The sequence below is a fragment of the Flavobacterium sp. 316 genome (genome assembly GCF_000967805.1).
Classification (GTDB): domain Bacteria; phylum Bacteroidota; class Bacteroidia; order Flavobacteriales; family Flavobacteriaceae; genus Flavobacterium; species Flavobacterium sediminilitoris.
Map to the genome: position 1 here is coordinate 76198 of NZ_JYGZ01000003.1, position 20284 is coordinate 96481.

The following is a 20284-nucleotide window of genomic DNA, read 5'->3' on the forward strand; positions in this document are numbered from 1 at the left end:
AAGGAGTGCAATGCACTCCTTTTTTATTTATTATCATCAATATTACCTTCTCCTTCTTCCAAAATAACTAGTCCCAAACTTATTAACAGGAACTCGCCTTATCACTTCCTCTTCTTCATTATCCATATCATTACTTATACTAACACTTGCTTCATCTCGAACTTCAATTTCTTCCTCAATTATGTTCGCTAATAAATCATCTGATTTCTCAACTTGATTTACAACTTCTTCACTTTCAAGGTATCCAAATCTAATTTCATTAAATAATTCTAATTTAAAATCAAGGGCATGTTTTAATATTTCAATATCTTTTTCGCTTTCCATATTTAAAATAAATTTGATGCAAAAATAAGAAAGAAAATCTTTATTACAGAAAAAATGTAATTTTTTTAACAATTGTTAAAAAAAAACAACATATTTTTGCCTATAAATTCATTATAAATAACAAAATGTTACAACAAATAATTGAAAATACAGGTATTGAATCTGCACTACTGTTTGACGCCAATTCAAACGTTATAGATTCATATAATATGGACACTCCTAAAAGAATAGCCGCAATGTCAAATACTATTTTTGAGATGTGTAAAGGCTTAACCGAGGATTTAAAAGAAAATAATCTGAATCAGATTATAATCAAAGGAGAGGCTCTTTTAATAATTGGAAATAAAATAAATAATGATAAATATTTAGTTAGTATAACTAAAGATATCACAAAACTAGGTCTACTATTAAAGGTAGTTGACAATTTAAGTAACGAATTAATTTAATTTTAATAAATAATTATGTCTGATTTTTTAAACAAGTTCGGTGAGGACTTAAAAGCAAATGTATCCGGATTTATAGCTGTTAGTGTAACAGAAGTAAAGTCTGGTATTTCTTATTATTCATTAACAGTTGATCCAGCATTTGATCCAGAGCTTGCTTCTGCTTATAATCTTGAAGTAGCAAAGGCTAAATTTAGCGCAATAAAAGCCCTAAATTTAGATCAAAAAATAAATGATATTATGATTAACCTAACTTCTCAAATTCACATTATTGATTTTTCAGAAGGTGGTGAGTATTTTATCTATTTAGCAGTGGATGCTAATAAAGTAAATTTAGGAATGGCTAAAGCACTTTTAAATAAATACAAAAAAGATATTACTGGAAAACTTTAAAAATAAAATTTAGTTTTCTAAAAGAGACTGCCCAAAAAGGCAGCCTCTTTTTTATATATGGTATTATCAAAATTTCATTTATTAAATATTATTATGCATTTTAGTTTAAACAACTATAAATTCACAAAAGGTTTTTTTTGAATTTTGGAAAAACTTTTAATTATAAGTTTAAAACGTACACAAAAAAAAAAAAAGACCGCATAAAACGGTCTTTTTTTCAAACTATATTATATATTTAAAATAGTTGCGTTTTAACTTAAAATTCTAACTATTCAACATTTTCCATAATTTATCTTTCAATTCTTGTAATCCTTGATGTGCCACTGAAGATATAAACATATATTCAGTTCCTTTGAATGCTTTATCTAGCTCTACTTTCATTTCTGATTTTAGTTCATCATCTAACATATCTGATTTTGAGACTACAATTAACCTATCTTTATCTAACATTTCAGGATTATAACGTCTAAGTTCATCCAATAGAATTTCATATTCTTTTTCTATATCTTCAGCATCTGCTGGAACAAGGAACAATAATGTTGAATTTCTTTCTATATGACGTAAAAAATAATGCCCTAGTCCTTTTCCTTCTGCTGCTCCTTCAATAATTCCAGGTATATCAGCAATCACAAATGATTGAAAATCACGATAAGCTACAATTCCTAAATTTGGCTTTAAAGTTGTAAATGGGTAGTCCGCAATTTTAGGTTTTGCGGCTGTTAAAACAGATAATAGAGTTGATTTTCCAGCATTTGGAAATCCAACCAAACCAACATCGGCTAGAACTTTTAATTCTAAAATTATATCTTGTTCCTCACTGGGCATTCCTGGTTGTGAATAACGAGGTGTTTGATTTGTAGAGCTTCTAAAGTGCCAATTTCCTAATCCTCCTTTACCTCCTTTTGCTATAACCTTTGATTCTCCATCTTCTGTTATTTCAAAAAGAATCTCACCTGTTTCTTTATCCTTTACCACTGTCCCTAATGGCACTTCTATTATTTTATCTTCCCCATCTGCTCCAGTACTTCTAGAACTTCCTCCATCTCCTCCATGGCCTGCTTTTACATGTTTTGTATATTTTAAATGATATAATGTCCAAAGGTTTTTATTTCCAACTAAAATTACATGTCCTCCACGACCTCCATCTCCTCCGTCTGGACCTCCTTTTTCAATAAATTTTTCTCTATGTAAGTGTGTAGAACCTTTCCCTCCTTTTCCAGAAGCAACATATATTTTTACGTAATCTACAAAATTCCCTTCGGTCATTCTATTTTCATTTAAAAGCTTAAAGTATTCATACAAAATTCCTTACTTTAAACAGGTATTATTTCTGCAAAGGTATAATATATAATTGAATTTACCGATACTTTTAATTACAGCTAGAATACCAATAAAATACAGATTTAGTATTTAAGAAAACATCCAGATTATTATTTATAAAAAAAGAGCTTCTATAATAGAAGCTCTTTTTTTATTAGTATATGTTACTTAAACATACCTTATAGTAGACAATTGCAAAAAAATTATAAATTATCAATCACTTTTGACAACCTTTCTGTTATTTCTACAATTTCACCTATCCCATCAACTGCTTTAAATTTACCTTGTTTCTTGTAATAGTCCATTAATGGAGCTGTTTTTTCATTATATTCTTCATAACGATTTCTTATTTTTTCCACATCTTGGTCGTCTGTTCTACCTGAAGTTTTCCCTCTTTCTAATAATCGCTGTACTAAAATTTCATCATCTGCTTCTAATGCAACTGTAGCTGTGACTTCCCAATTTTTAGATTGTAAAAAATTATCTAATGAATTTGCTTGATTAATTGTTCTTGGAAAACCATCAAATAAAAAACCTTTTGAGTTTGGGTTTTTCTCTACCTCATCTTGTAACATTTTAATAGTCACTTCATCTGGTACTAAATCTCCTTTATCCATATACGATTTAGCTAATTTACCAAGATCCGTATCATTCTTAATATTGTACCTAAAAATATCTCCTGTAGATAAATGAACAAGATTATATTTCTCTTTTAAAAATTCTGCTTGCGTACCTTTTCCTGCTCCTGGCTTTCCAAATAATACGATGTTAATCATTTTGTTGTGTGTGTTTGATAATTGATATACTTGTTTCAAATTTCTTCCTAAACCATCGTAATCTAACCCAAAACCTACAATAAATTTATTAGGAATTCGTATTCCTATGTAATCTATTTTAATGTCTTTTGTATAGGCTTCTGGTTTAAAAAACAATGTAGCTATTTTAAAATGCTTTACTCCTAATCCTTTAAAGAGTTTCTTCAACTCTTCCACTGTGTTTCCTGTATCTACTATATCTTCTATAATTACTACACTTCTTCCTTCTACATCTTGGTTTAAACCAATTAATTCTTTTACTTCATTTGTAGTTTTCGTCCCTTCATAAGATGCCATTTTAATAAAACTCACTTCACATGTACTGGAATATTGTTTCATCAAATCAGACAAGAACATGAATGATCCATTCAAAACTCCAATGAATATCGGAACTTCATCATAGAAATCATCTTCAATTTGTTTAGCAACATTTTGAATTGCAAAATTTATTTCTTGTTCTGGAATAAAAGCTTCAAATTTTTTGTCGTGTAGTTGAATCACAAGAGTTAGTTTTAAAAATAAACGACAAATTTAATAAACTATAAAGTATTACAGTATTAAGTATCAATATTTTTTTCATTTTTACTATTTTTAACTCATGAAATCGGCTTTTTATATTAAAATAGAAAATAGCACTGCACATAGAAAATCACGAGACTCTATTTGTGAATTGGCATTAAATAATTCTCAAAACTTAGAAAAATTGTTTGATTTCGCTTTAGACTTAGAAAATAAAAATCACTTTAAGGCATGTTGGAGCTTAGAATTAGTGCTAGAACAAAACATTCTTTTAATAATTCCATATTTAACTTTATTTTGCGACACCCTTTCAAGATACAAACATGATTCTGCAATTCGATCTATTTCGAAAATTTGTCTTTTTATTTCAAAATCAAAACAAATTGAATTATCTGACAAACAAGAACAACAAATAATTGAAACTTGTATGGATTGGTTAATTCAAGATGAAAAAGTTGCGACAAAAGCTTATGCTATGCGTGCACTTCATAATTTTAGTAAAAGTAATTTATGGATTAGAGATGAATTAAAAGTAATTTTAACTCAATATTACAGTTTTCATTCTGCTGCATACAAAGCCGCTGCAAAAGATATATTAAACAAAAATAGACACCTAAAATAAGTGTCTATTTTTTATCCTTTTTAAAACGAATCTTACTCTTTTACTATTTTAATAGTCTCAATATTCTCTCCAATATAAACCTTAACCAAATAATTACCAGAAGGAATACTACTCATATCTAATTCGGCAGTTGTCAAATCTATATTTTTATACAAAACTTTTTGTCCTAACAAATTAAATACCTCAACAGTATTAATTTCTGAAGAATAAGACAAACTCAAACTATTTTTTACAGGATTTGGATAATATGAAAACTCACTCTTATCAAATCCATCTGATGATAAAACTGATGATTGAACAGTTACATCGTCTAAATTTAATCCTCTTGCCCAGTTTGAAGTTCCTTCAAATGCTATATAATATGTTGCTGAAGGATTTGGTAAAGCTAATGTGACTTGCGTCCATGCAGCTTGTTCATCAACATAATCCGTACCTATTTGTACCCAAGGAGAAACTGCACTTTCTTTATAAAAAACTCTTAACTCATCTACATCACCGAACCAATTAACATTTGCATAATAAAACTCTAATTCCGGACTCGCTACACCTGTTAAATCTAAAGGAGGTAATACTAATTTTGTTGCATTTCCTGCATTAGCCGTTCTAAACTCAGCCATTACAGCTCCTGTTCTTGGTGTAATTGAATTATTTCCATTTGCAGCAACATATGTCCAATCTTCAGATCCTGACACATTTTCATCATCCCAACACGTAGGAATTGTTCCATTCTCAAAACCCTCCACAAAAGGAAATGAAGTTAAAGAAGAGCATAATGTTGTAAAGGCTTTAGGACCTTCCCAAGTACTAAAATTAGAATTTCCACAATCTCTTCTAACATAATATTCATAATCCGTATTAGGCATCAACCCAGTTAATGTAGTATTTGTAGCTCCCATTACTGTTGGAACTGTAGTGCCTGTTCCTACTACAAACCCTGGCGCACCATATTCCACCTCAAAATCACCTACATCAGAAGTCCAAGACAAGTCCACTTCTGAATCACTAATTACTATAGCAGCAGGATTAGTAGGAGACAAACAAGATGGTAAAGCAGTAACTTCAACATCATCTAAGTCGAAAGCAAACATATCTGTTGTTGAAGAATAAAAACCAATATAAATGGTTTGTCCAACATAAGCAGATAAATCATACTGATACTTATAAAACTCTAGACCACTTACAGGAGCAACACTTGCTTCTAAAGTTTCTGTAAAATCTGCTGGTGCAACTCCAGTAGTCGATAATTTCAAACTAATAACTTCTGGATATAGCGGATCTCTACTTCGTGCCCAAAAAGTTAAAAAATCAGAAACTCCAGTTGTAACATTAACCGCTGGAGATATCAAATAGTCATCATGAGCAGTAGAACCATACAATATTACAGCAACATTTGTTCCACTATGTGCTAAAATCTCCGATGTAGAAAAATCAGCTATTTCCCAGGTTTCAGAATCTCCACCATTTAATACAGTCCATCCTGTAGGTAAAGTTGTTCCTCCATCAAAATTCTCTAAAAACTGTGCACTAACCAAAGTTGGCAGTGTCAATAACCCCAATAAAAGTAATTTTTTAATCATAATTTAATTTTCATTTAATGTTTATAGCACAACAATATACAAAAAAATGCAACTGAATATCAAATGCTTGAAAAATAAATTTTATATTATCATTTGTCTAAGTATCTTTGCATAGATAACTACAAACAACAAAAATAGCAACCGAAATAACAGTAGGTTCACAATACACAATGAATTACTTTTCATCAGATTTTAGACTTGGCATACTTGGTGGTGGTCAATTAGGTAAAATGTTACTAACTGAAACACGAAAATTTGACATTCAAACATTTGTTTTAGATCCAAGTGAAGAAGCTCCTTCTCGTTTTGGTTGTAATAATTTTTATAAAGGCAGTTTAATGGATTTCGATACCGTTTATCAATTCGGAAAAATGGTTAACCTTTTAACTATTGAAATTGAAAATGTGAATTTAGATGCTTTAGATTTACTCGAAGAAGAAGGATTACCCATTTTCCCCTCTCCAAAAACGTTACGATTAATACAAAATAAGGGAAAACAGAAAGACTTATATGTTACTAATAATATTCCAACTTCTAAACACTTACGATTTGTAGGGCTAGATGATTTAAAAAACAGTTTATCAAAAGACGAATTAGATTTCCCTTTTGTATGGAAAAGTGCTCAATTTGGATACGATGGCAATGGAGTTAAAATATGTCGTTCTGCATTAGATCTAATTAAATTACCTGATGTAGAATGTATTGCAGAAGAATTAATTCCTTTTAAAAATGAATTAGCCGTAATTGTAGCTCGAAATTTTTCAGGCGAAATAAAAACCTATCCTGTTGTAGAAATGGAATTTCATCCAGAAGCAAATCAAGTTGAATATGTAATTTGCCCTGCTAGAATAAACGATTCTATTACTCAAAAAGCACAAGAAGTTGCTCTTAAAGTATCTGAAACTTTTAATCACGTAGGGTTATTGGCAGTAGAAATGTTTCAAACAGAAGATGATGAAATCTTAGTAAACGAAGTAGCTCCAAGACCTCACAATTCTGGGCATTATAGCATCGAAGCGAGCTATACATCACAATTTGAAAATCATTTAAGAGCAATATTAAATTTACCATTAGGAAACACTGACAGTAAAGTTGCTGGAATTATGGTTAACTTAGTAGGCGAAGAAGGTTTTGAAGGACCAGTTTACTACGAAAACATAGAGCAGATAATGGCAATTAATGGTGTCATACCTCATATTTATGGAAAAAGAGAAACTCGCCCTTTTAGAAAAATGGGACATGTTACTATTGTAAACAGAGATATGGTAGTAGCTCGAAGAATTGCTGAAGAAGTAAAGAATAGCATTAGAGTGATTAGTATTCAATAGAAAGTTTTAAGCATTTATCTATTAGAAAAATAAAACAATTTTTACCCAGTAAGAAATTTATTTATCTTTTTAAATTATAGCCTTATTATATTTCTAATTCAAACAGAATCTTAAAAACCTTTTAAACAAAATAAATCCAATACAAATACAAATGAGTAAAGTAGCCGTAATAATGGGTAGTATTTCAGATATGCCAGTAATGCAAGATGCCATAAACATATTAAAAGAATTCAATATAGAAACCGAAGTAGATATAGTTTCTGCACATAGAACACCTGAAAAATTATTCGATTTTAGTAAAAATGCTCATAATCGTGGAATTTCAGTAATAATTGCGGGTGCAGGTGGAGCAGCACATTTACCTGGAATGGTAGCTTCTATGTCTCCACTTCCTGTAATTGGTGTTCCTGTAAAATCAAGCAATTCAATAGATGGCTGGGATTCAGTTTTATCTATTTTACAAATGCCTGGAGGAGTTCCTGTTGCAACTGTTGCACTAAATGGAGCAAAAAATGCAGGAATACTAGCCGCTCAAATCATTGGAAGTAATAATGAAGAGGTTTTAAACAGTATTATAAGTTACAAAGAAGAACTTAAACAAGCTGTATTAAGAGCTTCAGAAAATTTAAAATAAAAAAATCCCGATGCAAGAAACATCGGGACAAAAATCTATTCACATTTAAGTGACAACTATAAAAAAATTCTATTTTGGGGCAAAAAGGTGTTTTTTAAACATCATTTCGTCGACAAAAATATACACTTTATCGATATAAAAAAATATTTATGACACTTTTTTTAAATAAATTTGAAAAAAAATACAATTCAGCTCCTTTCAGTAATATAAATCTTACAGACTATAAGCCTGCTTTTGAAAAATGTATTAAAAAGGCGAAAGATGAGATTAATTCAATTATAAACAATGATGAAAATCCTACTTTTCAAAACACAATTGAGGCATTAGATTTTGCTGGTGAAAATTTAGACCGTTTATCTAGTATCTTTTTCAATTTGAATTCTGCTGAAACTTCAGATGAAATGCAAAAAATAGCACAAGAAATATCTCCTCTATTAACAGAATTTAGTAATGACATCACTCTTAACGAGGATTTATTCAAAAAAGTAAAAATAATTTTTGATAATAAAAGCACATTATCTCTAACTCCCGAACAAAACACATTACTAGAAAAAAAATATAAAGGATTTGTTAGAAATGGAGCTCTATTAAATGAGGAGCAAAAAACAAAGCTTAGAGAAATTGACACTAAACTAGCTAAACTAAAATTAACTTATGGCGAAAATGTTTTAGCAGAAACAAATAATTACCACTTACACATTATGGAAGAATCAAAACTAAAAGGTCTTCCAGAAGGAGCAAAAGAAGCCGCAGCTTCATTAGCTAAATCAAAAGAATTAGATGGCTGGGTTTTTACTTTAGACTATCCAAGTTACATTCCTTTTGTTACTTATATCGAAAATAGAGAATTAAGAAAAGAATTAAGTATTGCAGCAGGAAAAAAAGGATTTCAAAACAACGAATTTGATAATCAAGATAACATAAAAGACATTGTTAAGTTTCGTCATGAAAGAGCCAATTTATTAGGCTATAATTCCCATTCTCACTTTGTTTTAGAAGAACGAATGGCTCAAAATCCAGAAAAAGTAATTTCTTTTTTAAATAATTTATTAGAAAAAGCCAAACCAGCTGCAGAACAAGAATTTAGTGAACTAACCTCTTTTGCAAAAGAATTAGATGGAATTGAAAAATTAGAAAAATGGGATGGTGCTTATTACTCTGAAAAATTAAAACAAAAACGTTTCAGTTTAGATGATGAAAAATTAAAACCGTATTTCAAATTAGAAAATGTTTTAAATGGTGCTTTTACAATCGCGGAAAAACTATACGGCATTACATTTAAAGAAATTCACGATATTGACAAATATCACGAAGACGTTCAAACATTTGAAGTATCAGACTTAGAAGGAAATTTTGTTGCTTTATTTTATACCGATTTTTTTCCAAGAAAAGGAAAAAGAAACGGAGCTTGGATGACATCATATAAGCCACAATATATAAAGAACAATATAAATGAACGACCTCATATTTCAAATGTTTGTAATTTCACTCCACCAACACCAACAAAACCATCACTCTTAACGTTTAATGAGGTAACTACTCTTTTTCATGAATTTGGTCATGGTTTACATGGAATGCTGGCTAACACAACTTATCCTAGCTTATCTGGAACATCAGTCTATTGGGATTTTGTAGAACTTCCTAGTCAAATTATGGAAAACTGGTGTTATGAACCAGAAGCACTAGCATTATTTGCAAAACACTACGAAACTGGTGAAATTATTCCTCAAGAATATGTAGAAAAAATTAAAGAAAGTGCTAATTTTTTAGAAGGCATAGCAACTATGCGTCAAATCAGTTTTGGCTTATTAGATATTGCCTATCATGGAAAAGTGCAAACCATTGAAGATGTAAAAAGTTTTGAAGAAACTGCTTTCGAAAGCACTAAATTATATCCTGATGTAATTGAGAACTGTATGAGTACTTCTTTTTCTCATATTTTCCAAGGTGGTTATTCTTCTGGATACTATAGTTATAAATGGGCTGAAGTATTAGATGCCGATGCTTTTGCATATTTTCAAGAAGAAGGAATTTTCAACAAAGAAATTGCAACAAAATTCAAAGAAAATATCTTATCAAAAGGAGGAACTGAACACCCAATGATATTATACAAAAAATTTAGAGAACAAGAACCAAAACCAGATGCATTGTTAAAGCGTGCTGGACTAATAAATTAATTAACAAATATCGAATTCAAATTATATAGTATATTTGCAACTGAATAAAAAATAAAAAATGCAACACATTATTGATCGCTTTATAAGCTATGTAACTATAGATACAGAATCTGATCCAAACTCAAGTTCAACTCCTAGTACTGAAAAACAATGGGATTTAGCTAATAAATTAGTTGAAGAATTAAAAGCAATGGGAATGCAAGATGTTACCATTGATGAAAACGCTTATATAATGGCTACTTTACCAAGTAATGTTGACCATGAAGTTCCAACTATTGGTTTCGTTTCACATTTTGACACTACTCCAGATTTTACAGGTGCCAATGTAAAACCTCAAATTATTGAAAATTATGATGGGAAAGATATTATTTTAAATGCTGAACAGAATATAGTTTTATCTCCAAATTATTTTGAAGACTTATTACTATATAAAGGACAAACTATCATTACTACTGATGGAACAACTCTACTTGGAGCAGATGATAAAGCTGGTATTACTGAAATAATGAGCGCCATGGAATACTTAATTCAACATCCTGAAATAAAACATGGTAAAATTCGTGTTGGTTTTACTCCAGATGAAGAAATTGGACGTGGTGCACATAAATTTGATGTAGAAAAATTTGGTTGTGACTGGGCTTATACCATGGATGGAAGCCAAATAGGTGAACTTGAATATGAAAATTTCAATGCAGCAGGAGCAAAAATAACTTTCAAAGGAAAAAGTGTTCATCCTGGTTATGCAAAAGGAAAAATGATTAATTCTATGCTTTTAGCAAATCAATTTATATCTTCTCTTCCATCTAATGAAGTTCCAGAAAAAACAACTGATTATGAAGGATTTTTCCATGTGCATCATTTAAATGGAACACTTGAAGAAACTGTTTTAGAATTAATCATCCGAGATCATGATAAAGAAATATTTGAAGCTAGAAAGGAGCTAATTCATACAATTGCTAATCAAATAAATACGCAATATGCAAAACAATTTGGAGAAGATATTTGTATTGCCGAAGTAAAAGATCAATATTACAATATGCGTGAAAAAGTAGAACCTGTATATCATATTGTAGAAATTGCAGAAAAAGCAATGAAAGAATTAAATATCACTCCTATTATTAAACCAATACGTGGAGGAACAGATGGTTCTCAATTATCTTACAAAGGATTACCTTGTCCTAATATTTTTGCAGGAGGACATAATTTTCATGGTAAATATGAATATGTACCGGTAGAAAGTATGATAAAAGCAACCCAAGTAATTGTAAAAATTGCAGAATTAACAGCAAATAATTAATAATAAAGCGGAAATTAATTTCCGCTTTATTATTTATAAAGTATATGACTGATAAAAAAATATGGGATAAAGCGAATCAATGGAATGAAGAATTAGAACTTCTAAAATCTATTATTAATACTACTAATTTAATTGAAACTACAAAATGGGGAACATCTGTCTATACACATAATAATAAAAACATTATTGGCATAGGAGGTTTTAAATCTTATTTTGGACTTTGGTTTTTTAATGGTGTATTTTTAAAAGACGAGCACAATCTTTTAATAAATGCTCAAGAAGGGACTACAAAATCACTTCGCCAAATGCGTTTTCAGTCTAAAGCAGATATTAATGAAAAAATTATTCTAGAGTATCTTACAGAAGCCATTAAAGTAGAAGAAAATGGTCTTTCTATAAAGCCTCAAAAAAAAAGAACAATTAGTTTCTGCTTTTTTACAAAATGAATTTAAATCAGACTTAAATTTAAAAATAGCATTTGAAAAATTTTCTCCATATAAACAGCATGAATTTATTGAATATATTGAAACTGCTAAACAAGAAAAAACGAAGCTTTCAAGATTTGAAAAAATTAAACCAATGATATTAGCGAACATTGGACTAAATGACAAATACAGATAGTATCATTTCTTATAAATGAAAAACCTCAATTTTTTTTCAAAATTTGAGGTTTTTCATTTAGTAATACTTTTTTATTACTTTTTTATTACTTTTTTTCTGCAAGTTTTGCACTCATCTCTAAAGAAATTGCTGACTTTTCCATCTTAATTTTTCCAGCCATTGTTTCAATTATAACTGTTGTTTCAGATAATTCAGCTATTTTGCCATGAATCCCTGCTTTAGTAATTATTTTATCTCCTATTTTTAAAGCCGCTTCAAAAGCTTTTTCCTTTTTTGCTCTTTGCTGATTTGGTCTTATCATTAAAAAATAAAATATTGCAATCATTAACAATATTTGTCCTATTACCATAGCATCCATATTTCTCTTATTTAATTATGTGTTTATTATTTATTTACTATAGGACTAGCTTCTTTACCTAATACATTTGCTTTAATCGTGAAAGTTTCTTTTCCAGATTCTGTATTAGTTGTTAACGTAACTGTTTTACTTTGTTGTCCAGATTTACCTGATGAATCAAATGTTACTTTTATAGGAGCTGTTTCTCCAGGCTTTAAAGGTTGCTTAGGATAATCTGGAACAGTACATCCACATGTAGCCTCAGCATTTGAAATAATTAAATCGCTTTCACCTATATTTTTCACTATAAATTCAGTACTAACTTTATCACCAGATTTAATAGTTCCAAAATCGTGATCTGCTTTATCAAATTCAACTTTCGGTAATTTACCAACCATTGCTTTTTCTGCTTCCACAACTTTCATGTCTTCGTCTGTTATTTTTAAATTCGCGTTTTCTTTACAAGAAACGACTGAAAATAAAAATGATAAAGTGACTAAGCTTAACGTTTTTTTCAACATAACTATAAAAATTAATTGTTTATAATAATCCTCTTCCCGCTTTATTTAGGCGATTGTCTTTTTCAAATTCTTTAATTAAATTATCTAAAATTCCGTTTATAAAAATACTACTTTTTGGTGTAGAATATTCTTTTGCAATTTCTAAATATTCATTAATTGTTACTTTAACTGGAATTGATGGGAATTTTAATAACTCACAAATTGCCATTTTTAAAATGATTGTGTCTATTTCTGCAATTCTATCTGAATCCCAATTTGGTGTTTTGTCAAGATATTCTTTTGATAATTCAGTTTCATTTAAAATCGTTTTTCTAAATAAACTTTTCACATATTCTTTATCATCAATATCTTTATATAATTTAGAAATCAGAAAATCATCATCAGTTGCTCTAAATTTCTTCAATTGTTTTAAAATCAATGTATTCACAGAAGGTAAATCATCTAACCATGTTAATTTATGCTCTTCTAAATAATCATATAATTTTTCATTTGGAGCAATCACTTCTGTAAATAAATCAGCAATAAAATCTTTATCTTCATTAAACGAATTCTCTGGAGAAGACATATATTCTAAATAGAGACTACTTGCTTTTATAGCTTCAAGTAGAAATAAAATAATATCATCATTTCTTTTCCAATTTGTAATAGATCTACTATCTATAGCATCAATCAATGAATTACTATTTGATAACAATTTTAAAACTCTATTCTCAGTAAACTTTTTGCTTGGATTGCGCTCTTCTTTAGTAGCCAAATGTTTTTTAGAAGCTAATTCTAAATATTCTAGTTCTTTTTCTCTGATTTCAATTAATGCAGACAATATCAAAAGATACAAATCATGCATATTATCAATACTTTGAAACAAGAATTTTTCCTCTTTATCAAGACTTTCTCCTTGATGTTGGTGCATTGCATATATACTTTGCATCACTTTAACTCGTATATGTCTTCTATTTAACATACTAATTTAAGAACTTTTAAAAATTAAGAAAGCGAAAGAAAATCTTTCGCTTTGCAAAAATACATATTTTTTTTATTTTAGGTTGAAAGTTCATAAAGATTTAGAATATACAATTTCTGAAATCAGAAATTATTATTATTCTACAATCGTCTTATTTTAAACTTTCGTTTTTCTTATCATCAATACGCTTTTGTGCAATTGACATTGCTGCTTGATGAGTTGTAATATTGTTTTTAGTAGCAAAATCAAAAATCTCAAGAGAAGTATTATAAATATTCTCTGTTTTTTCCATTACTTGAGCTTTTGTTAAATTCGCCAATTCAGAATAAACATTAATTACTCCACCAGCATTAATTAAGAAATCTGGCGCATAAAGAATTCCTTTCTCTTTCAAGATATTTCCGTGAACTACTTCATTTGCCAATTGATTATTTGCAGCTCCAGCTATAACTTTTGCTTTTAATTTACCAATAGTATCGTCGTTAATAGTTGCACCTAAAGCACAAGGAGCATAAATATCAACATCTGCACCATATAAATCATCTCCTGTAAAAATCTTAGCACCATATTTAGCACCTACATCATGTAGACGTTGCTCATTAATATCAGAAATAGTCACAATTGCTCCATTTTCGGTTAGATGTTGTACTAAGACTTCACCTACGTGACCAATTCCTTGGACTAATACTTTTTTACCTTCTAAATTATCTGTTCCAAATTGATATTTTGCTGCCGCTTTAAGCCCCATAAAAACACCATAAGCAGTAATAGGAGATGGATTTCCTGATCCTCCTTTTTCTTCTGAAATACCTGTTACGTATTTTGTAACCTCACGAACAGTATCCATATCTTTAGTTTCCATTCCTACATCTTCGGCAGTAATGTATTTCCCTGATAGAGAATCTACAAACTGTCCAAAACGTCTCATTAATTCTGGCGTTTTTTGTGTCTTAGCATCTCCAATGATAACTGCTTTTCCTCCTCCAAGGTTTAAACCTGAAATTGAAGATTTAAAAGACATTCCTCTTGACAAACGTAAAACATCATTTAACGCTTCCCATTCATTAGTGTAATTCCACATTCTAGTTCCACCAAGAGCTGGTCCTAAAACTGTATTATGAATTCCAATAATTGCTTTTAATCCTGTATCTTTGTCATGGCAAAATACAACTTGCTCATGTCCGTCAAATGAGATTTGACCAAAAACAGGATCAACTTTATGTAGCTCTTTTGCTAGTAATAAATCTGTTGACATGTAATTTGTGTTGAAAATTATTCAATAATTAATCACAATATTACGAATAAAATTAAAATGAATTGTTTTTTTATGCTTTTTTTAATGATTTGATAATTAATTATTATAAATCAGACATTTACAATATTTTAAATAAATCATAAAATTTTATCTTATTTACACAAATATTTACATCTTTGCACTTTTAAATGAAAGAACTACAATACTTAAATAAATATTTTGCAAAATATAAATACCGATTTTTACTTGGTATCCTTATAACAATTGCTGCACAAATATTCTCACTATTCACTCCTGAGTTGATAGGTAATTCAATAAAAGCAATTGAAAAATACACACAACATAAAGACACTTCTATTGATGTAATAAAAGCCGCTCTTTATAAAAACATATTACTTATCTTAGTAACTACAATAATTGCTGGTTTTTTTACTTTTTTAATGCGTCAGACTATCATTGTAATGTCGAGATATATTGAATTTGATTTAAAAAACGAAATCTTTAATCATTATCAAAAACTTAGTCAAAGCTTTTACAAGCAAAATCGTACTGGTGATTTAATGAATCGTATTAGTGAAGATGTTGGTAAAGTAAGAATGTATGTTGGTCCCGCAATAATGTATTCATTCAACACATTAATTCGATTTACAGTAGTTATTATATACATGTATAATATTTCACCGAAATTAACACTATATTCATTACTACCATTACCTCTTTTATCATATGGCATTTTTAAAATAAGTTCTGAAATTCATAAAAAGAGTAGTTTGTTTCAACAAAACTTATCCACATTATCTTCTTTTGCACAAGAAATGTTTTCTGGAATAAGAGTGATAAAAGCTTATGCAATTGAAGGACATAAATTAAATGAATTTTCAACACTAACAGATGACAGTAACAAAAAAGCAATGAGTTTAGCCAAAACCAATTCGCTTTTTGGACCTTTAATGATTTTACTTATTGGATTAAGTAATTTAGTGGTAATTTATGTAGGTGGAATGATGTACATTAAAGGCACTATTCCTGACATAGGTGTTATTGCGCAATTTATATTATACATAAATATGCTAACTTGGCCAGTAGCATCATTAGGTTGGGTTTCTTCTTTAATTCAAGAAGCTGAGGCCTCACAAAAAAGAATAAATGAATTTTTAAAAATTGAACCTTCAATTACAAATGAAATAAGCACTAGAAGTGAAATAATAGGTAAGATTGAATTTAAAAATGTTTCTTTCACTTATGATGATACAAATATTGAAGCTTTAAAAAACATTAATTTTACTGTAAATCCTGGGGAAACATTAGCAATACTTGGCAATACTGGTTCAGGAAAATCAACGATTCTTTCCTTAATTAGTCGTTTATACGATGTAACAGATGGACAAATTTTGATTGATGAAAAACCTATTCAAAAAGTAAATCTTAATGATTTAAGAAATCATATTGGAGTTGTACCACAAGATGCTTTTTTATTTTCTGATTCTATAAAGAATAACATAAAATTTGGAAACGAGAATGCTTCTGACAATGAAATAATAGACGTTGCAAAAAAAGCAGTAGTTCACCACAACATAGAAGCTTTTACCGATCAATATGAAACAGTGTTAGGAGAACGCGGCATAACGCTTTCTGGTGGCCAAAAACAACGTGTTTCTATTGCTCGCGCCTTAATTAAGAATGCTCCTATTTTATTATTAGATGATTGCTTAAGTGCAGTTGATACAGAAACAGAAGAAGCAATTTTAAATAATTTAATGTCTTTTTGTCAAAATAAAACAACAATTATTGTAAGTCACAGAATATCATCTGCAAAAAATGCAGACATAATAATAATATTAGAGCAAGGGAAAATAATACAAAAAGGTACTCACAATCAATTAATAGTTGAAGATGGATATTACAAAGAACTCTATTTTAAACAACTTTCAGAAAAAGAAAATGTATAAACTATTGCTTTATACATTTTTTTTTTAGACTTTTGGTAAACTATAAAACAATAAATTGACAGTTGGATTATGAGAGAAAATGAAATGTTAGAAAAAGAAGATATCTTTTCTAAGGTATTAAGAGCTGGAAGAAGGACTTATTTCTTCGATGTAAGAGCTACAAAGGCTGATGATTATTACATTACCATTACTGAAAGTAAAAAATTTACAGAAGAAGATGGATCTTACCATTTTAAAAAACATAAAATCTATTTATACAAAGAAGATTTTGTGGCTTTTAAAGAAATTTTAGATGAAATGACTGATTTTGTAGTATCTCAAAAGGGAGAAGAAGTAATTTCTGAAAGACATCAAAAAGACTTCAAGAAAGAAGTTTACAACGATTCAGATGATACTACACCATCTACTGATAGTTTCACAAATGTAAGTTTTGACGATATTTAATCGCATACTTTAAAAATACGAAAGCCTGAAATAATTTATTTCAGGCTTTTTTTATGCCATTCTTTGACCATTTTCTACTTTAAAATTTGGAGAAAGCAACACAACATCATTAGTTTCTCCTAATAGTCCTAATACCAAGCATTCGCTCATAAAATTTCCGATTTGTTTTCTAGGAAAATTAACAACTGCAATAATTTGTTTCCCTACTAAATCTTCTTTCTTATAATGATCTGTTATTTGAGCAGATGATTTTTTAATCCCTATTTCGACTCCAAAATCAATTTGCAACTGATATGCTGGTTTTCTAGCTTTAGGAAAATCGTTAACTTCAATGATTGTTCCTACTCTTATATCTATTTTTTCAAAATCGTTCCAAGTAATTTCTGGTTTCATGTTTTTTGTTTTTTTTCAAAAATAAGAATTTTCAAACATTCTGTAACATATTTAGGTTTTATAACGTATAACTAATATAGATGTAACATTTTAAAGTCTATATCCTTAAAACAAACCTCATCATGGCACAAACACCTTCAAACATGTTACCATTAGGAACAAAAGCTCCTGATTTTTTATTACCTGCTACTAATTTTAATACAAATTTTAATTTTGATGAATGTAGAGGAAATAAAGGGACTCTTGTTATGTTTATTTGCAATCACTGCCCGTTTGTACTTCATGTAATTGATGAAATTGTCATGATTTCCAATGATTATCGTGTACAAGGATTAGGAATTGTTGCTATTTCAAGTAATGATATTATAAAATATCCACAAGATTCACCAGAAAAAATGGCTGATTTTGCTTTAGAAAATAAAATAGATTTTCCTTATCTCTTTGATGAAACTCAAGAAGTAGCTAAAGCTTATAATGCTGCCTGCACTCCAGATTTTTATTTGTTTGACAACCGTGATCAATTAGTTTATAGAGGACAGTTAGACGACTCTCGTCCAGCAAATGCAATTCCTGTAAGTGGAAGTGATTTAAGAAATGCTATTGATGCCATTATTTATAACAGAAAAGTAGTTGAACCTCAAAAACCTAGTATTGGTTGCAATATTAAATGGAAGTAATTTATTTCAGTGAATAATAAAAAATAAGTTTTATTTTCTTTCCAAGATAACCTCAATAGGTCTATTTGTTCTTGGACCAAATTGACGTGATTGTTTTTCGTTTTCGCTAGAACACAAAATATACATATTATAACTCTGCAACGGAATTATTTGAGTTTTAAATATTCCTGAAACATCTTCAATTTTTATACTAAAAGTGCTAGCAGGAAATGTATTACTCACAGAAATAAAATAATTATCCTTTGCATATGGAAAAAAATAACGATCTTTTTCTTCTTCTTTATTAATCAAATAATTTTGTTTAAAAGTAAGAGGCTGATTGCTATTATTCCAACTATACATATTGTTTATATTAATAACTTCAATTTCGTTTTCATTAACAATTGTTATTTTCAAATCTTTTTCATTTTCCGTCTTACCATTTTCATGCACATTTACTACTATATACGATGTGAAATCATAACCACAGTGTTGGATTTGACTAAATGTAATTAAAGAAAAAAGAAGAAAAAAAGAAGAATATAAACGTTTCATAAATTAAATAATATTGGTAAAAATACAAAATCAAAAATAATACCATCTTTTATATACAAAAACCACTTGTTAAAAGAATTAATAAGTGGTTTTCTCTCTTTATATAATGACTAAATTAATAAACAGCCGTTTCTAAGACTGGCTTATAACGTCTAGGCTTCTCTCCTAACAACACCTTACTTAACTGAGTTGTTATAGCTCCATCAACTAATAAATCTAGCCAATAAAACTCACCTGCTGAATTAATCTCTAAGAAATAATGTTGACCATCAGGCGTTACAATAATATCTATCGCACCGTAATTTATTTGATAAACATCCATCAACTCTAACAATTTATTTTCAATATCTGATGGTAATTCATAAGGAACCCAATCATTCAACAATGTAGTTCCTTCTCTTCTCCAATCTACTTTTGCATTTGATAATTTTTGAGAGTCTACTGCAAAGGCAAAAACTTCATCTCCTACAATAGTAATTCTTAACTCAACTGCTTTTTCTAATTTCTCCTGAAATTGCATTGGACAATATTGAAGAGTATCTATTGATTCTAAATCTTCTTCTTTAATTATATTTGTAAAAACAACATTCTCTAAACCATCTTGATAAATAGCAAAAGAACTTTGCATCTTAGCAATAGCTCCATTTGGATGTGCTTTCACAAATCTTTTAGCTTCTTCTGGACTATTTGTTATACATGTTTCAGGAACAAGCAGACCTAAAGATGAAGCTATTTTCATTTGTTCTTCTTTACTATCTAATCGTCTATAAGAGCTATATTTTCCTATTTGGAAACAATTCAAGCTTTCTAGCATACCATACAACGTAACTCGAACTTCCCCATGAACACTACTTAAATATTCTCCTTCAAGAATAGAGTTTAATCCTTGAGCTAAATGATGACTTCTTCTATACCACAAAGCTTCAATATCATGTATAGATTCTCTATGTCCTTCATAATCTAGAAAAACTTTCCATTGTTTATCCTCATAACAAGAACTTAATGAATATTTAGTAGGATACTCGTCTACATTAAAGCGAATAGGATATCCTCCCATCTCTTTAATCTTATTAGAAATAACGGTTATGCATTCATTATCCCTAGTATGGGTAATAATCAATACTTTTTTCATATATCTTAAAT

The 20284-nt window shown here is 29.3% G+C and carries 23 protein-coding genes; 12 read left to right on the top strand and 11 right to left on the bottom strand.

The annotated features are described in order from the left end of the window. Positions 1–42: 42 nt before the first annotated feature. Entirely contained in the window at positions 43–324 is a 282-nt protein-coding gene (locus SY27_RS06625; RefSeq protein WP_045968477.1) for a hypothetical protein, read from the bottom strand. A 125-nt stretch (positions 325–449) separates the two neighbouring features. Between SY27_RS06625 and SY27_RS06630 the strand changes: the two genes are divergently transcribed. Then, positions 450–770 (top strand): roadblock/LC7 domain-containing protein, encoded by a 321-nt coding sequence (locus tag SY27_RS06630; RefSeq protein ID WP_045968479.1) that lies wholly within the window; start codon positions 450–452, stop codon positions 768–770. A gap of 15 nt (positions 771–785) precedes the next feature. Then, the gene (locus tag SY27_RS06635; protein WP_045968481.1) at positions 786–1160 is read left to right on the top strand and encodes a hypothetical protein; all 375 of its coding nucleotides are present in this window, start codon (positions 786–788) and stop codon (positions 1158–1160) included. A 264-nt stretch (positions 1161–1424) separates the two neighbouring features. Here the strand turns inward: SY27_RS06635 and obgE are convergent, their stop codons facing one another. Continuing rightward, positions 1425–2426 (bottom strand): GTPase ObgE, encoded by a 1002-nt coding sequence (obgE, locus tag SY27_RS06640; RefSeq protein ID WP_045968483.1) that lies wholly within the window; start codon positions 2424–2426, stop codon positions 1425–1427. A gap of 257 nt (positions 2427–2683) precedes the next feature. Next, the gene (locus tag SY27_RS18500; RefSeq protein WP_082084315.1) at positions 2684–3796 is read right to left on the bottom strand and encodes an adenylate kinase; all 1113 of its coding nucleotides are present in this window, start codon (positions 3794–3796) and stop codon (positions 2684–2686) included. Between the two features lie 97 nt (positions 3797–3893). Here SY27_RS18500 and SY27_RS06655 point away from each other — a divergent pair, with 97 nt between their 5' ends. Beyond that, positions 3894–4436, top strand: a complete 543-nt coding sequence (locus SY27_RS06655) for a hypothetical protein (RefSeq protein ID WP_045968486.1) — start codon at positions 3894–3896, stop codon at positions 4434–4436. A gap of 32 nt (positions 4437–4468) precedes the next feature. Here the strand turns inward: SY27_RS06655 and SY27_RS06660 are convergent, their stop codons facing one another. After that, entirely contained in the window at positions 4469–6013 is a 1545-nt protein-coding gene (locus tag SY27_RS06660; protein WP_045968488.1) for a choice-of-anchor J domain-containing protein, read from the bottom strand. 170 nt (positions 6014–6183) lie between these two features. Here SY27_RS06660 and SY27_RS06665 point away from each other — a divergent pair, with 170 nt between their 5' ends. The 6 genes from SY27_RS06665 to SY27_RS19270 all read left to right on the top strand — a co-directional run bounded on the left by SY27_RS06665 (position 6184) and on the right by SY27_RS19270 (position 12070). Beyond that, positions 6184–7341 (top strand): 5-(carboxyamino)imidazole ribonucleotide synthase, encoded by a 1158-nt coding sequence (locus tag SY27_RS06665; protein WP_045968490.1) that lies wholly within the window; start codon positions 6184–6186, stop codon positions 7339–7341. 151 nt (positions 7342–7492) lie between these two features. After that, positions 7493–7975: a 5-(carboxyamino)imidazole ribonucleotide mutase gene (purE, locus tag SY27_RS06670; protein WP_045968492.1), complete on the top strand. Its 483-nt coding sequence runs from the start codon at positions 7493–7495 to the stop codon at positions 7973–7975. Positions 7976–8124: 149 nt separating this feature from the next. After that, a complete protein-coding gene (locus SY27_RS06675) occupies positions 8125–10152 on the top strand; it encodes a M3 family metallopeptidase (protein WP_045968494.1) in 2028 nt (675 codons plus the stop codon). A 58-nt stretch (positions 10153–10210) separates the two neighbouring features. Further along, a complete protein-coding gene (pepT, locus tag SY27_RS06680) occupies positions 10211–11449 on the top strand; it encodes a peptidase T (RefSeq protein WP_045968496.1) in 1239 nt (412 codons plus the stop codon). A gap of 44 nt (positions 11450–11493) precedes the next feature. Next, positions 11494–11895 carry a DUF1801 domain-containing protein gene (locus tag SY27_RS06685; RefSeq protein WP_369793055.1) on the top strand — a complete coding sequence of 134 codons (402 nt, stop codon included), beginning with the start codon at positions 11494–11496 and terminating at the stop codon, positions 11893–11895. Between the two features lie 25 nt (positions 11896–11920). Next, a complete protein-coding gene (locus SY27_RS19270) occupies positions 11921–12070 on the top strand; it encodes a YdeI/OmpD-associated family protein (protein WP_369793058.1) in 150 nt (49 codons plus the stop codon). 85 nt (positions 12071–12155) lie between these two features. On the opposite strand, the gene yajC is transcribed toward SY27_RS19270, so the two are convergent. From yajC to SY27_RS06705, 4 genes are all read right to left on the bottom strand, one after another. Beyond that, the gene (yajC, locus tag SY27_RS06690; protein ID WP_045968498.1) at positions 12156–12428 is read right to left on the bottom strand and encodes a preprotein translocase subunit YajC; all 273 of its coding nucleotides are present in this window, start codon (positions 12426–12428) and stop codon (positions 12156–12158) included. Positions 12429–12454: 26 nt separating this feature from the next. Then, on the bottom strand, positions 12455–12928 hold the full coding sequence (locus tag SY27_RS06695; protein WP_052705190.1) for a DUF1573 domain-containing protein: 474 nt from the start codon (positions 12926–12928) through the stop codon (positions 12455–12457). 19 nt (positions 12929–12947) lie between these two features. Further along, positions 12948–13889 carry a transcription antitermination factor NusB gene (nusB, locus tag SY27_RS06700; protein WP_045968500.1) on the bottom strand — a complete coding sequence of 314 codons (942 nt, stop codon included), beginning with the start codon at positions 13887–13889 and terminating at the stop codon, positions 12948–12950. A 151-nt stretch (positions 13890–14040) separates the two neighbouring features. Continuing rightward, entirely contained in the window at positions 14041–15144 is a 1104-nt protein-coding gene (locus tag SY27_RS06705; RefSeq protein WP_045968501.1) for a Glu/Leu/Phe/Val dehydrogenase dimerization domain-containing protein, read from the bottom strand. Positions 15145–15332: 188 nt separating this feature from the next. Between SY27_RS06705 and SY27_RS06710 the strand changes: the two genes are divergently transcribed. Next, a complete protein-coding gene (locus tag SY27_RS06710) occupies positions 15333–17093 on the top strand; it encodes an ABC transporter ATP-binding protein (RefSeq protein WP_045968503.1) in 1761 nt (586 codons plus the stop codon). 69 nt (positions 17094–17162) lie between these two features. Next, positions 17163–17537 (top strand): PUR family DNA/RNA-binding protein, encoded by a 375-nt coding sequence (locus tag SY27_RS06715; RefSeq protein WP_045968505.1) that lies wholly within the window; start codon positions 17163–17165, stop codon positions 17535–17537. A gap of 51 nt (positions 17538–17588) precedes the next feature. Here SY27_RS06715 and SY27_RS06720 read toward each other — a convergent pair whose 3' ends face one another. Beyond that, positions 17589–17930, bottom strand: a complete 342-nt coding sequence (locus SY27_RS06720; RefSeq protein WP_045968507.1) for a tRNA-binding protein — start codon at positions 17928–17930, stop codon at positions 17589–17591. A 122-nt stretch (positions 17931–18052) separates the two neighbouring features. Here SY27_RS06720 and SY27_RS06725 point away from each other — a divergent pair, with 122 nt between their 5' ends. Beyond that, entirely contained in the window at positions 18053–18607 is a 555-nt protein-coding gene (locus tag SY27_RS06725) for a thioredoxin family protein (protein WP_045968509.1), read from the top strand. Between the two features lie 30 nt (positions 18608–18637). On the opposite strand, the gene SY27_RS06730 is transcribed toward SY27_RS06725, so the two are convergent. Together SY27_RS06730 and SY27_RS06735 are read right to left on the bottom strand one after the other, a co-directional pair. Continuing rightward, the gene (locus tag SY27_RS06730; protein ID WP_045968511.1) at positions 18638–19141 is read right to left on the bottom strand and encodes a hypothetical protein; all 504 of its coding nucleotides are present in this window, start codon (positions 19139–19141) and stop codon (positions 18638–18640) included. Between the two features lie 115 nt (positions 19142–19256). Then, a complete protein-coding gene (locus SY27_RS06735; protein ID WP_045968513.1) occupies positions 19257–20273 on the bottom strand; it encodes an MvdC/MvdD family ATP grasp protein in 1017 nt (338 codons plus the stop codon). Between the last annotated feature and the right edge of the window lie 11 nt (positions 20274–20284).

What these genes read in the sequence shown, in the direction of transcription:
- SY27_RS06625 (WP_045968477.1), bottom strand. Translation starts at nt 324, where the DNA reads ATGGAAAGCGAAAAAGATATTGAAATATTAAAACATGCCCTTGATTTT.
- SY27_RS06630 (WP_045968479.1), top strand. Translation starts at nt 450, where the DNA reads ATGTTACAACAAATAATTGAAAATACAGGTATTGAATCTGCACTACTG.
- SY27_RS06635 (WP_045968481.1), top strand. Translation starts at nt 786, where the DNA reads ATGTCTGATTTTTTAAACAAGTTCGGTGAGGACTTAAAAGCAAATGTA.
- obgE (WP_045968483.1), bottom strand. Translation starts at nt 2,426, where the DNA reads ATGACCGAAGGGAATTTTGTAGATTACGTAAAAATATATGTTGCTTCT.
- SY27_RS06655 (WP_045968486.1), top strand. Translation starts at nt 3,894, where the DNA reads ATGAAATCGGCTTTTTATATTAAAATAGAAAATAGCACTGCACATAGA.
- SY27_RS06660 (WP_045968488.1), bottom strand. Translation starts at nt 6,013, where the DNA reads ATGATTAAAAAATTACTTTTATTGGGGTTATTGACACTGCCAACTTTG.
- SY27_RS06665 (WP_045968490.1), top strand. Translation starts at nt 6,184, where the DNA reads ATGAATTACTTTTCATCAGATTTTAGACTTGGCATACTTGGTGGTGGT.
- purE (WP_045968492.1), top strand. Translation starts at nt 7,493, where the DNA reads ATGAGTAAAGTAGCCGTAATAATGGGTAGTATTTCAGATATGCCAGTA.
- SY27_RS06675 (WP_045968494.1), top strand. Translation starts at nt 8,125, where the DNA reads ATGACACTTTTTTTAAATAAATTTGAAAAAAAATACAATTCAGCTCCT.
- pepT (WP_045968496.1), top strand. Translation starts at nt 10,211, where the DNA reads ATGCAACACATTATTGATCGCTTTATAAGCTATGTAACTATAGATACA.
- SY27_RS06685 (WP_369793055.1), top strand. Translation starts at nt 11,494, where the DNA reads ATGACTGATAAAAAAATATGGGATAAAGCGAATCAATGGAATGAAGAA.
- yajC (WP_045968498.1), bottom strand. Translation starts at nt 12,428, where the DNA reads ATGGATGCTATGGTAATAGGACAAATATTGTTAATGATTGCAATATTT.
- SY27_RS06695 (WP_052705190.1), bottom strand. Translation starts at nt 12,928, where the DNA reads ATGTTGAAAAAAACGTTAAGCTTAGTCACTTTATCATTTTTATTTTCA.
- nusB (WP_045968500.1), bottom strand. Translation starts at nt 13,889, where the DNA reads ATGTTAAATAGAAGACATATACGAGTTAAAGTGATGCAAAGTATATAT.
- SY27_RS06705 (WP_045968501.1), bottom strand. Translation starts at nt 15,144, where the DNA reads ATGTCAACAGATTTATTACTAGCAAAAGAGCTACATAAAGTTGATCCT.
- SY27_RS06710 (WP_045968503.1), top strand. Translation starts at nt 15,333, where the DNA reads ATGAAAGAACTACAATACTTAAATAAATATTTTGCAAAATATAAATAC.
- SY27_RS06715 (WP_045968505.1), top strand. Translation starts at nt 17,163, where the DNA reads ATGAGAGAAAATGAAATGTTAGAAAAAGAAGATATCTTTTCTAAGGTA.
- SY27_RS06720 (WP_045968507.1), bottom strand. Translation starts at nt 17,930, where the DNA reads ATGAAACCAGAAATTACTTGGAACGATTTTGAAAAAATAGATATAAGA.
- SY27_RS06725 (WP_045968509.1), top strand. Translation starts at nt 18,053, where the DNA reads ATGGCACAAACACCTTCAAACATGTTACCATTAGGAACAAAAGCTCCT.
- SY27_RS06730 (WP_045968511.1), bottom strand. Translation starts at nt 19,141, where the DNA reads ATGAAACGTTTATATTCTTCTTTTTTTCTTCTTTTTTCTTTAATTACA.
- SY27_RS06735 (WP_045968513.1), bottom strand. Translation starts at nt 20,273, where the DNA reads ATGAAAAAAGTATTGATTATTACCCATACTAGGGATAATGAATGCATA.